A 12,279-nucleotide genomic window follows, 5' to 3' on the forward strand; every position below is an offset into this window, starting at 1 on the left:
CGGCCATCAGCTCGCCAGCGCCGCCGTGTGCACCGCCGCCACCAGCCGGTCGTTCTCCGGTGCCGCACCGCCCGGGAAGGCGAACCGGCGCCGGGTGTAGCCGTAGGCGAGTCCGCTGCGCGGGTCCGCGAACGCCTGGCAGCCGCCCGCCCCGCTGTGCCCGAACGCCCCGGCGCCCAGGAACGGGTACCAGGCGTCCGCGGTCGCCTGGAACCCCACCCCGTACGACCTGTGGGCGCGGGCCACCAGGTCGTAGCCGACGGAGTGGAACTGTCCCAGCTCCGCCGCCGTGTCCTCCTTCAGCAGCGGCGCCTTCCCGTCGACCTCGCTGATCGCCGCCGCGTACATCCCGGCGAGCCCGCGGGCCGACGCCACCCCGCCCACCGACGCCGGGCCCTTGGCGCGGACCTGGGGATCGTTCGGCAGGAGTTCGAGGTCGGTCGGCTCGGCGCCGTGCCGGTTGAAGGCGATGGCGGTGAGCGTGTGCGGCCCCCGGGGCAGGGAGTCGAGGAGCGCCCGCTGTTCGGCGGTCGGCGCCATCGGCCGCGCGCTGCGGAAGCGGGGCTCGTGCGCGGCCGGCAGGCCGAGGAAGAAGTCCAGGCCGTACGGGGCGCGCACCCGCTCCTCGTACACCTCCTGGAGCGTACGGCCCGTCGCGCGCCGCACGACCTCGCCGATGAGCGCGCCGATGACCAGCGCGTGGTAGCCGAAGGCGGTGCCCGGTCGCCAGAACGGTCGCTGGTCGGCGAGGCGTTCGGCGATCTGCCGGTCGTCGGCCAGCTCCCGCGCCGAGAACCCGGTGTCGGCGCCCACCACCCCGGCCCGGTGCGCGAGCAGCTCGCGCAGGGTCAGCGCGCCCTTGCCCTCGGACGCGAACTCCGGCCAGTAGTAGGTGACCTTGCGGTCCAGCTCCAGGGTGCCCTCCTGGACGAGGAGCGCGGCCACCAGGTACGCGGCGCCCTTGGTGGAGGAGAACACGCCGTAGAGGGAGTCGGCGCCCGCGCCGTCCCCGGCCCACAGGTCGACGACCTGGCGGCCGTGCACGTACGCGCACAACTGGCCCTCGTAGTCGGGCCGTTCCTCCGCGACGAACGCGGCGAACTCCTCCCGCACCGCCTCGAAACCGTCCGCGACGGTGCCGTGGATCTCTTGCGTCATCCGCTCTCCTCAACAAGACCGCTGCTTGCGTGTCCCATGGTGATCAAAGCCTGTGCGACCTGCGGGAACTCCCCCTTGGGATGGGCCCGGAAGAGGGGTTCCGTGCCGAACAGGACGGCGTGCGGGCCGCTCACGACCGCGGGCCGTCCGGCGGCGGCCGCGGGACCGCCCGAGCCGTCGGCCAGGGCCCGCCAGTGGCCGGAGACGAGCGGGTTCCCGGCGGCGTACGACCGCTCCACGCGCACCCCGGGCCCCAGCCCGGTGAACCACACCGGCGCGTAGACGAAGCCGTGGTCCGGGGCGCCGGCCGTCACCGGGCCCGAGTTCACCGTCCGGACGACGCCGTTGGCGTCCTCGTTGCCCTCGACGACCGTCACGTCCAGCAGCCCGGCACCGGTGCCGAGCGCGGCCCCGGTGGCGCCCCGCCCGACCAGGCCGTGCCCGGCGAGGAAGGTGTCGAGGGCGGTCCGGGCCGTGCCGTTCAGGGCGGCCCGGTTCAGCCCGGTCGACACGAACAGCACGTCCACCGACGACCAGTCGAAGCCGGCGTTGAGGACGGCCGTGGAGACCGGTGTGACGTCGAAGTCCATCTCGCGCAGCGCGAACAGCTCACCCGGCGTGACGGCCGCGGCGACCCGGACGCGGTGCAGGGGGGTGGTACCGGTGGCGGAGGCCGGGGCCGCCGTGAAAAGGACGTCGTACGTACGGGCGAGCCCGGCGGCCTGCCGGCGTGCCGACGCGGGGACGCGCACGCTCCCGTCCGCGGCCCGCTGCACCCGAACTCCCTGCCGCAGGAGGGAGTTGAGGGCCGCGACCGCGTTCGGGTCGTCCAGCCGCAGCCGCAGGTCGCCCCGTGCGGGGACCGTGCCGACCGGTGCGGCCTCGGTGACCGGCCGCAGTGGGAGCGCGGCCGGGGAGCCGCCCTGGACGGCCACCACCTCCGCCCCCCACAGCCGTCCCAGGCTCCACCCCGAGATGTCGTACATCACCGACACCTTGTCGCTGATGTCCCGCCCGTCGGCGAGCAGCGCGTTCGCCAGCCCCCGCTTGGGCTGGCGCATGTCCACGACGTAGGAGCCCTTCGGGTACGTCCGTCCGGCGAGCCGGAAGGGGCGGGTGGCGCGGGTGACGCGGACGTCGTTGGCGAGGAGGTGGTCGACGAGGCGGGCGGTGGCGGTGGTCCCCGCCGGGAGGACGTAGGCGCGCGGGAAGGTGGTCGTGTAGACGTCCTCCGGCCCGATGCCCGGGACCCCCGGGACGGTCCGCGCCGACACCGGCACCTGCGCGGCGCCGGCGGCCCCGCGCCGGAACACCTCGATCTGGTCGGCGAGGAGGGCGGACCGCCTGGTCCGGACGAAGTCCAGAGTGGCGCGGAGGGCGGCCCCCGCCACCTCCACGTTGATGGCGGAACGGCGCCGCAGCTCGCTCTCCGGCAGGCCGGTGTAGGCGGCGTTGTTCACCTGGAGCGGGATCTCCACGGTGTGCGCGGCGACCGTGCCGTGGAAGGCCGCGTACTGCGGGGTGAAGATCGGGGGCCAGTCGTCCCAGCCCTCCTCCTGGTCCCGGAACGGGATCTGCGCGGGCCGCACGCCGTCCTTCTCAGCGGTGTGTCCGAGGCCGTTGACGGCGGCCTCCATGCCGAGGGCGTTGGCGTAGGTGTTCTTCAGGAAGAGGTCGTACTCGTAGTTCTCGCCGTGCGGCGGAGTGGCCGGCTCGATGAGGGTGCCGTTGACGTAGCCGTGCAGGTCGAGCATGACGGCCGGCTGCTTGTCGATCCCGATCCGCCGGATCGTGCGCGCCTCGGGCTGCGAGGCGGTGACGAAGTCCCGGTTCAGGTCGAAGCCGTTGGCGTTGGCGCGGGTGCCGGCGATACGGCCGTCCGGGTTGGCCGTGATGTTGAAGTACAGGCGGCTGTGGGCGAGGAGGTCCCTGGTCTTCCGGTCGCCGGCGGTGGCGAGCTGCTCGATGAGCTTCAGGGAGGCGTCGGTGCCCTCCCACTCGTTGCCGTGGATGTTGCTGTTGAAGAAGACGGGCGTCTTGTAGGCCGCCTTCAGTAAGGGGTCCTTGGCGGCGACGGCGGGCGCGTTCTCGATGAGTTCGCGCATCCGCTCCTGTTGGCGGGCCTGCGGGGCGGTCTCCGGGGCGGTGACGGTGACGAGGTAGAGCCGGTGTCCGCCCGCCGAGCGGCCCGCGACCTCGACGCTCACCCGGTCGCCGAGGGCCTGGAGGGCGTTCAGCTTGGGGGCGAGGGCGTGGTACGGGGTGAGGCCGAGCTTGAGGGACGTGTCGGCGGGGTTCTCGGGGTCGGGGGCGAGGACCTGCTGCCGGGGGTAACCGCGGGGCGCGGTGAACTCGGGCGTGGGGGCGGTCAGGGCCCGGCGGGCGGAGCTCGCCGGGTGGTGGGCGGGGGTGGCCGTGGTGTCGCGGTCGCGGGTGGCGGGGCCGGGTTCGGCGCCGGTGGCGGTGTGGGGGCCGAGCGGGAGAGCGCCCGTGGTGGTGAGGGCGAGGGCGGCGATCAGGACGAGTCGGGCCGGGGTGGTTCTCGTGGAATGCACGCGTACCTCCTCTGACTTCCTGCGATCGGTGCTGCCGGAGATCGGTACGGCGAGGTGTACCTGTTCGACTCAACTGCAACAAGAGGGGGTTGGTGTCACCGATAGCCCGGATGGCCTACGGGGCCGACGGGAGCGGGGCGGCCGGCGCGGCACTCGACAGGCCGGGACCCGACCCAACTCATGACTGCCCGACGTCACTTGACTTTCAGTCAGGCCTATCGGGCCCGCGCCGAGGCGGGCGCCCGCCGGCCACGGTGACCGCGCCGCCCGGCCCCGCTTCCCGTACGGCACCTCACGCGTACCGCCGCGGCATGCGCAGCACGGCCTCCGGCGGACATCCGGAGCGGACGCCCACCCGCCAACCGTGGGCCGGGGTGGCGGGGTGAGGAGACCCACCGGCGGCAGGCTCCTGGGTTCCGGGCCGGCTCCCACGCCCTCGCGGTGCTCGACGGGCCGGTCCGCCGGAGCCTCGTCGGAGGCCTGCCGGTCGTCGTCGCCCAGGACGCGCAGCAGTCGCTGCTCCGGGGGCGACGCGCCGGCCGCGTCCGGTCGCCGGGCCGCCCGCTCACGCTCCTCGGCGCCCGGCCCCCGCAGGGGGACGGGTCCGGGGACGGCGCCGGGCCGGGGCCGGTCACGACGGTCACGACGGTCACGCCGGTCACGCCGGTCACGACGGTCACGACGGTCACGCCGGTCACGCCGGTCAGGTAGCCGCACAGCGCGTCCGTCTCGGCGGGTTCGGCCGGAACGGAGACCGACGCGCACCGGGAGAAGGACACTCGGGAGCGGATCGCGGGAGCCTGGTCGACGTGCGGGACAGGAGGGCCGATCGCCCACCCGGTGTCCCGGGCCGCGGTGGCCGGCTGCCGCAGGACCAGGGGTGGCCGGCGCGAGGCGTCACGTACGCCGCCGTGACGAGAACGAAGAGCGGTCCGGCGCACGGGGTGTACGTGCGCCGGACCGCTCCGACCGGAACGTCCCTGTCGGCTCAGGTCTTCTTGCGGCTCGTCATGAAGCGCTGGATCAGGATGAACGCGCACAGCAGCACACCGGTGGCGATCTTCGTCCACCAGGAGCTGAGCGTGCCCTCGAACTGGATGATGCTCTTGATCAGGCCCAGCACCAGCACACCGAACAGGGTCCCCAGCACATACCCGGAGCCACCCGTCAGCAGTGTGCCGCCGATGACGACCGCGGCGATCGCGTCGAGTTCCATACCGGTGGCGTGCAGCGGGTCACCGGACTGGATGTACAGGGTGAAGAGCAGTCCGGCCAGCGCCGAGCAGAACCCGCTCACCGTGTAGACGGCGATCTTCGTGCCGCCCTGCGGGAGACCCATCAGCATGGCCGACTGCTCGTTGCCGCCGACGGCGTACACCCGGCGTCCGAAGCGGGTGTAGTGCAGGACGTAGAACGCCACGGCGAGGACGACCAGGGCCACGATCGCGCCGATCGACAGGAAGCCCATCCCCAGCGACACCTGCGCCTGGGCCATGCTGCTCACCGAGGCGTCGCTGATGGAGATCGACTCCTTGCTGATGACCAGGCACAGGCCGCGGAAGAGGAAGAGACCGGCGAGGGTCACGATGAAGGGCTGGATCTCGAAGTTCTGGATCACGTAGCCCATCAGGAAGCCGCCGAAGGCGCCCACGGCCAGCGCTATGGGGATCACCACCGGGAGCGGCAGCCCCTGGCGCTCCACCAGCCACGCCGTGAACATCGTCGTGAAGCCGATCACCGAGCCGACGGACAGGTCGATGCCGCCGGACAGGATGACGAAGGTGACACCGACGGCGGCGACCAGCAGATAGCCGTTGTCGATGAACAGGTTCAGGAAGACCTGCGGTTCGGCGAACCCGTAGTACTGGTAGCGGCCCAGGCCCACGCCGTACATCACGAGGAAGAGCAGGGCCGTCGCCACGACGGGCAGGCGCCGGTCGCCGAGCAGACGCGCGGCCTTGGACGTCGTACGGCTGTCCGGGGCCGTGGGGCTCTGGGTGGTCGCGGTCATCACGACACCTCCATCTTGGGAGCGGGCTCGGTCGCCGCGGCGGTGTCCGCCGGGGCCGCGGCCGGCTTGGCGCTTCCCTTCGCGCCGGACCCGGCGCCGAACCTGGCGCCGAAGACCTTGGCGCGGAACTTCGGGGACTGGAGCAGGCAGACGACGATGACGACGGCGGCCTTGAAGACCAGGTTGGTCTGGGTCGGCACGCCGATGGTGTAGATCGTGGTGGTCAGGGTCTGGATGACGAGCGCGCCGACCACCGTGCCGCCGATGGAGAACCGGCCGCCCAGCAGTGACGTGCCGCCGATCACCACGGCGAGGATCGCGTCGAGTTCGATCCACAGGCCGGCGTTGTTGCCGTCGGCGGCCGAGGTGTTGGAGCTGATCATCAGGCCCGCGATGCCCGCGCACAGCGCGCAGAACATGTAGACCATGATCTTGATGCGCCGGGACCTGATGCCGACCAGGCGGCTGGCCTCGGCGTTGCCGCCGACCGCCTCGACGAGCAGCCCGAGCGCCGTGCGGCGGGTCAGCGCCACGGTGACGGCCACGACCACGGCCACCACGAAGATGGAGAAGGGCAGCGTCAGCCAGTAGCCGCCGCCGATCAGCTTGTACGGCTCGCTGTTGATGGTGATGATCTGGCCGTCGGTGATCAGCTGGGCGACACCGCGACCGGCGACCATGATGATCAGCGTGGCGATGATCGGCTGGATGCCCATCCGGGCGACCAGGAAGCCGTTCCACAGTCCGCAGACGACCGCGGCCAGCAGGCCCAGGCCCATGGCGAGCAGCACCCCGGACAGGGCGCTCTGGTCGGCCTGGTCGCTGATGTACGAGCAGGCCAGCGCTCCGGTGATGGCGACCACCGCGCCGACGGAGAGGTCGATGCCGCCGGTGGCGATGACGAGCGTCATGCCGACGGCCACCAGGATGAGCGGCGAGCCGAACAGCACGATCGAGACGAGGCTGCCGTAGAGGTGGCCGTCCGTCATCTTGACCGAGAAGAAGTCAGGCGTGAAGGGAACGTTGACGAGCAGCAGGACGACCAGGACCGCGACCGGCCAGAACAGGTGGTGGTGCGTCAGTGCTCGCCATCGGGACGGTGTGGTCACTGAGGGGGTGCTCACTGGTGCTCTCCGCTCGCGATGGTCTCCATGATCCGGCTGGTGGTGATCTCGGGCCCGTTGGCGAGCTGCGCCACCAGCCGGCGGTCGCGCAGCACTCCGATGGTGTGGCTGAGCCGGAGTACCTCCTCCAGCTCGGCCGCGATGTACAGCACGGACATGCCGTCCTCGGAGAGCGAGACCACGAGTTTCTGGATCTCCGCCTTGGCGCCGATGTCGATGCCGCGCGTCGGTTCGTCCAGGATCAGCAGCTTCGGCTGGGTGATCAGCCAGCGGGCCAGGAGGACCTTCTGCTGGTTGCCGCCGCTGAGCTGGCCGACGCGGGCCTCCGGGTTGGCGGGGCGGATGTCCAGCGCCTTGATGTACTTGGCGACGAGCTCGTCGCGCTGGGAGACCGGGATGGGCCGGGTCCAGCCGCGGGCCGCCTGGAGCGCGAGGATGATGTTCTCCCGCACCGTCAGATCGGGGACCAGGCCCTCGGTCTTGCGGTTCTCCGAGCAGAACGCGACGCCGGCGCCGATGGCGTCGTTGGGGGCGCTCAGCGAGACCTGCTTGCCGCCGATGGCCAGCTTGCCGCTGTCGGGCTGGTCGGCGCCGAACAGCAGCCGGGCCAGCTCGGTACGGCCCGATCCGAGCAGACCGGCGAGTCCGAGCACCTCGCCCTTCTTGATCTCCAGGTCGAAGGGGGCGATGCCGCCGGTCCTGCCGAGGCCGTCCGCGTGCAGCAGCGTCTCGCCGACGTCCGCGTGCAGCTGCTGGTCGTGGAGCTCCTCCAGCTGGTCCAGGGCCTTGCCGATCATCAGCTGGATCAGCCCGACCTGGTCGAGGTCGCCGACCATGTGCTCACCGACGAGAGTGCCGTTGCGCAGGACGGTCATCCGGTCGCAGATCTCGTAGATCTGGTCGAGGAAGTGCGAGACGAACAGGATCGCCACGCCCTCGTCCCTGAGCCGCCGCATCAGGCGGAACAGCTCCTGGACCTCGTCGCGGTCGAGGCTGGACGTCGGCTCGTCCAGGACCAGCACCTTGGTGCCCGAGCCCTGGCCGTCGCTGTCGCCGGTGCCCACCGACCGCACGATCGCGACCAGTTGCTGCACGGCCAGCGGGTACGAGGACAGGGGCGCGGTGACGTCGATGTCGAGGCCGAGCCGGTCCACCAGCTCCGCCGCCTCCTTGCGCATCCGCTTCCACTGGATGCGGCCCATGCGGGTCGGTTCGCGCCCGATGAAGATGTTCTCCGCCACCGACAGGTTGGGGCAGAGGTTGACCTCCTGGTAGACCGTGCTGATGCCGGCCTGCTGCGCGTGCAGCGGACTGCCGAACCGTACGGACCTGCCGTCGAGGGTGATGGTGCCGCCGTCCAGGGAGTAGACCCCGGTCAGCACCTTGATGAGGGTGGATTTCCCGGCACCGTTCTCGCCCATCAGGGCGTGGATCTCGCCGGGGAAGAGCCGGAAGTCGACGTCCGACAGAGCCCGTACCCCCGGAAACTCCTTGACTATGCCCGTCATTTCCAGGACGGGCCGCGGCTCTGCCATGGCAGCGCTCCTCATGGGATTGGTTCAGGCCCGCAGGGAGCCCCGGGACCGACGGATCGGTCGGCCGGAGGCTCCCTGCCGGTGGGTGCGGTCGGTCAGTACTTGCGGTTCGGGAGCGCGGCGGCGGCCTGGTCCTGCATGAAGTCGCTCTCCTCGGTCTTGATCCAGCGCTCGACCGTCTCGCCGTCCTTGACCTTCTTCACGACCTCCATCAGCTGGGGGCCGAGCAGCGGGTTGCACTCGACGATGGCGTTGATCTTGCCCTCGGACATGGCGACGAAGCCGTCCTTCACGCCGTCGATCGAGACGATGAGGATGTCCTTGCCGGGCTTCTTGCCGGCCGCCTCGATGGACTGGATGGCGCCGATGGCCATGTCGTCGTTGTGCGCGAAGAGGACGTTGATGTCCGGGTTGGACTGCAGGAAGGCCGCCATGACCTGCTTGCCGCCGGCGCGGGTGAAGTCACCGGTCTGGCTGACGACGATCTTCCAGTCGTCCTTGTGCTCGGCGTCCATGACCTCCTTGAAGCCCTTGGCGCGCTCGATCGCCGGGGCGGCACCGGTGGTGCCCTCCAGCTGGGCGATCTTCACGGCGCCCTTGTGGCCGGCCTTCGCCAGGACCTTCTCCAGGATCCTGGCCGCGCGCCGGCCCTCGTCCGTGAAGTCGGAGCCGACCAGGGTCGCGTACAGGGACTCGTCGGAGGTCTCGACGGAGCGGTCGGTGAGGACCACCGGGATCTTGGCGGCCTTGGCCTCCCTGAGCACCGCGTCCCAGCCGGTGACGACCACCGGCGAGAAGGCGATGACGTCCACCTTCTGCGCGATGTAGCTGCGGATCGCGGAGATCTGGTTCTCCTGCTTCTGCTGCGCGTCGGAGAACTTGAGGGTGTAGCCCGCCTCCTTGGCCGCCGACTTCACCGAGTCGCTGTTGGCGCTGCGCCAGCCGCTCTCCGAGCCGACCTGGGAGAAGCCGAGCGTGATCGTCTTGCTGCCGCCCCCGGAGGAGGAGCTGGAAGCGCCCTCGTCCTTCTTGGCGCAGGCCGCCAGGCCACCCGCGGCCGCCACGCCGACCGCCGCGGTGAGGAAGTTTCTTCTGTTGAGCATGTTCTTCTCCTTTGAAGAGCCGGCCCGGGGACGGACCCGCTGGTACTCGAGGGGACCGGCCGTACTGCGTCCAGCCTGTCGATCATCGTTCGGCATATCGGCCGCACTGCTGGGCGAGTACGGCCAGTCGGTTCGTCAGAGGCGTACGCCCTCGGGTTGAGCGGCGTACGGGAAGGTACTCGCACGGACGACGAGTTGGGGTTCGATCGCGATCCGGGGCGCGGTCTCGGGTGGCCGCCCCTCGATCAGTTCCAGCAGCAGTGCGATCCCTCGCTTGCCCACCGTCGAGAAGTCCTGCCGGACGGTGGTCAGCGGAGGAGCGAAGAACTCCGACTCCGGGATGTCGTCGAAGCCGACCACCGCGACGTCCTGGGGAGTTCGGACCCCCGCCTCACGCAGGGCCCTCAACACCCCCAGTGCCATCTGGTCGTTGGCGACGAAGACGGCGGTCAGCCCCCGGCCCACCCAGCCGGCCAGTTCCTGGCCCGCCCGGTAGCCCGACAGCGGACTCCAGTCGCCCCGCAGCAGCATGGGCGGCTCGACACCCGCCGCTTCGAGGGTCTCCCGCCAGCCGGCGGCCCGGTCGGCCGCCTCCTGCCAGTCCTCGGGTCCGGCGAGGTGCCAGACCTTTCGGTGGCCGGCCGCCAGCAGGTGACTGGTGGCCAGTCGTGCTCCCAGGTGCTGGTCCACGCCGACGCCGGGGATGCCCGTGCCCGACCCGCTGCCCACGACCACTACCGGGAAGGGATACCGCAGTTCGGCCAGGGCGTCCACCGCCGACCGCTGCGGGGCGATGGCGACCACTCCCTCCACCCCGCCCTCGCTGAGGTGGTCCAGGGCCTCGGAGAGCTTCTCCGTGGTCAGTTCGCGCAGGCTGACCGTCGAGACGAGATATCCCTCGGCACGCGCCGCCTCCTCGAGCGCGAACAACGTACTGGCCGGTCCGTAGAGGGTGGTGTCGGAGGCGACCACACCCAGGGTCCGGGTGCGCCGGGTCGCCAGGGCCCGTGCGGAGGAGTTGCGACGGTAGCCCATCTCCTCGATCGCGCGCAGCACCCTGGCCCTTGTCTCCTCGCGCACATTGGGGTGATCCCCCAGGACGCGGGACACGGTCTGGTGGGACACGCCGGCCAGGCGTGCCACGTCGGCCATGGTGGGCGGCCGGAGCTGTGCGTGGGTCACGGCCGCACCTCCTTGGCGGTCGTCTGCCGATAAGGCCTGTGATGTGGGCGGATGATCCCGCGCCGCCGGCGTCACGCCGGGGGTCCGGGAAGCCCGACGCCATCGGCCGGGAGGGCGGGTTGGGGCTCTTCGGACATGACGCTCATACCTCCCCTGCTGGCGTTGGACGCTGACTGGTGAATGCGGAGGTCATTGTGAGCGCTAACAATTCATGGCGGTCAAGGGGTCTGCGCCGGAACGTCGTCACGGTTGAATAACGCGGCCGGCGGCCGGGGTTGAGAACACGGCCGGCCACGGCGGCACATTCCGCCCGGTACGGGCCGCGTTCACCGGCGGTTCGAGGTGCCCGCGCCGGGCCGGCGGCCCGACGGCGGGCCCAGTGGCGGGGGCGTGCCGAACCGCACGCCCCGGCGGGGATGCCGGCGGTACCGGGAGGGGTCCGGCGCCGTCCTGGACGGGCCCGTCCAGGACGGGCCACCGCCCGCGCAACGGCTCACACGACGGGCACCCTCCCGGCTCGGGAGAAGCGCGAGGCGTCCCACCGGAGCGCTACGAGCACCACCACAGGAAGCGCGTACAGGTCTCCGACGGCAACGGTTCCGCAGGCGCGTCCGACGGCGTCGGCTCGGTGGTCGGGGCCGAGCCGGAGCCGGAGTCGGAGTCGTCGTCCGACGGGGCCGTCGAGTCGGCGGAGCCGGGTCGGGTGGCCGACTGGGTGTCCCCGTCCGGGGTCTGGGAGGCGTCGTCGTCGCCCGGGGACGCCGACGCCGACGGGGACGGCGAGGCGGAGTCCGAGGCGTCGGGGGAGGCGGAGGCGCCGGGGGAGGACGAGGACGTGTCGCCGCCCCCGTCCGTGCCGTCGTCCAGGGGCCGCCCGGACGCGGTCGGCTCCGCCGTCGAGCCGTCGATCTCGGAGGACTCGCCCCCGGCAGGCGCCGGGTTCGGGGAGGAGGAGAACGGCGCGTCCACGCCGAGTTCGGCCAGGCTCAGGCCGCCCGCCGCCAGGACGAAGCCGACGGTGATCAGCACCGTGCGTCTGCGGCGCCGGCGGTGGACCGCGGCCTTGCGGTCGCGGCGACTCGCGTCCGGCGCGGCGGCCGTACCCGTCTGGCCCCGCCGTCCGCCCCGGCCCTGCTCGCGGCGGCGCGCCGCGCGGCCCCGCGGCTCGGCGCCGTCACCCTCGTGATCACCGCGGCCGCCGTGGTCGTCCTGATCGTCACGATCACCGTGATCGTCGTGATCCACTGGAGCGTGGGGGTCGCCGTACGGCTCCGCCTCGGACGCGTCCTGCGGAAACGCGCGTGGCGGTTCGGCAGGGGCGCCGCACCCCGGGCAGGCGAGAGCGCCGTTGAGGTGCCGTCGGCACGGGTGGCAGTAGTCCATGACGCGGGAAGACTAGGTTCCCGGACGGTCACGTTCCCAGGTCCGCCTGTGAAAGTTGTGTGGGAAACCGGCCATACCGGCGCAGCATCTTGAGTGACCTGTCACACACCGCCGCACGTCGGCACGCGAAAGGGGTGGCGAAGGTACCGAAAGCGTTAAGTGTTCGACCCATTGACACTCCCCTGGCGCCGTCCTTACTGTCTGCCCAGCATTTCGAACATGTGACGA

The 12,279-nt window shown here is 71.5% G+C and carries 9 protein-coding genes; 1 reads left to right on the forward strand and 8 read right to left on the reverse strand.

The window, feature by feature from the left end; translation table 11 throughout:
* Positions 1–6 precede the first annotated feature (6 nt).
* Together ACF1A1_RS03490 and ACF1A1_RS03495 are read right to left on the reverse strand one after the other, a co-directional pair.
* Positions 7–1,158, reverse strand: coding sequence for a serine hydrolase domain-containing protein (locus tag ACF1A1_RS03490; RefSeq protein ID WP_391644977.1), 1,152 nt, complete (start codon positions 1,156–1,158; stop codon positions 7–9).
* Positions 1,155–3,713, reverse strand: coding sequence for a M14 family zinc carboxypeptidase (locus tag ACF1A1_RS03495; protein WP_391644979.1), 2,559 nt, complete (start codon positions 3,711–3,713; stop codon positions 1,155–1,157). Before ACF1A1_RS03495 ends, ACF1A1_RS03490 begins: the two co-directional genes overlap by 4 nt.
* Positions 3,714–4,154: 441 nt before the next feature.
* Between ACF1A1_RS03495 and ACF1A1_RS03500 the strand changes: the two genes are divergently transcribed.
* Complete coding sequence (locus tag ACF1A1_RS03500) at positions 4,155–4,424, forward strand: hypothetical protein (RefSeq protein WP_391644981.1); 270 nt, start codon at positions 4,155–4,157, stop codon at positions 4,422–4,424.
* A 277-nt stretch (positions 4,425–4,701) separates the two neighbouring features.
* On the opposite strand, the gene yjfF is transcribed toward ACF1A1_RS03500, so the two are convergent.
* The 6 genes from yjfF to ACF1A1_RS03530 all read right to left on the reverse strand — a co-directional run bounded on the left by yjfF (position 4,702) and on the right by ACF1A1_RS03530 (position 11,913).
* The gene (gene yjfF, locus ACF1A1_RS03505; protein WP_391644983.1) at positions 4,702–5,724 is read right to left on the reverse strand and encodes a galactofuranose ABC transporter, permease protein YjfF; all 1,023 of its coding nucleotides are present in this window, start codon (positions 5,722–5,724) and stop codon (positions 4,702–4,704) included.
* The gene (locus ACF1A1_RS03510; protein WP_391645326.1) at positions 5,724–6,833 is read right to left on the reverse strand and encodes an ABC transporter permease; all 1,110 of its coding nucleotides are present in this window, start codon (positions 6,831–6,833) and stop codon (positions 5,724–5,726) included. The genes yjfF and ACF1A1_RS03510 overlap by 1 nt, the downstream gene beginning before the upstream one ends.
* A gap of 11 nt (positions 6,834–6,844) precedes the next feature.
* Positions 6,845–8,383: a sugar ABC transporter ATP-binding protein gene (locus ACF1A1_RS03515; RefSeq protein ID WP_391644985.1), complete on the reverse strand. Its 1,539-nt coding sequence runs from the start codon at positions 8,381–8,383 to the stop codon at positions 6,845–6,847.
* Between the two features lie 95 nt (positions 8,384–8,478).
* A complete protein-coding gene (locus tag ACF1A1_RS03520; protein WP_391644987.1) occupies positions 8,479–9,486 on the reverse strand; it encodes an ABC transporter substrate-binding protein in 1,008 nt (335 codons plus the stop codon).
* A 135-nt stretch (positions 9,487–9,621) separates the two neighbouring features.
* The gene (locus ACF1A1_RS03525; protein WP_391644989.1) at positions 9,622–10,668 is read right to left on the reverse strand and encodes a LacI family DNA-binding transcriptional regulator; all 1,047 of its coding nucleotides are present in this window, start codon (positions 10,666–10,668) and stop codon (positions 9,622–9,624) included.
* A 549-nt stretch (positions 10,669–11,217) separates the two neighbouring features.
* On the reverse strand, positions 11,218–11,913 hold the full coding sequence (locus ACF1A1_RS03530) for a hypothetical protein (protein WP_391644991.1): 696 nt from the start codon (positions 11,911–11,913) through the stop codon (positions 11,218–11,220).
* Between the last annotated feature and the right edge of the window lie 366 nt (positions 11,914–12,279).

Origin of the sequence: Streptomyces sp. NPDC014995 (assembly GCF_043080745.1) — a bacterium.
Taxonomy (GTDB): Bacteria; Actinomycetota; Actinomycetes; order Streptomycetales; family Streptomycetaceae; genus Streptomyces.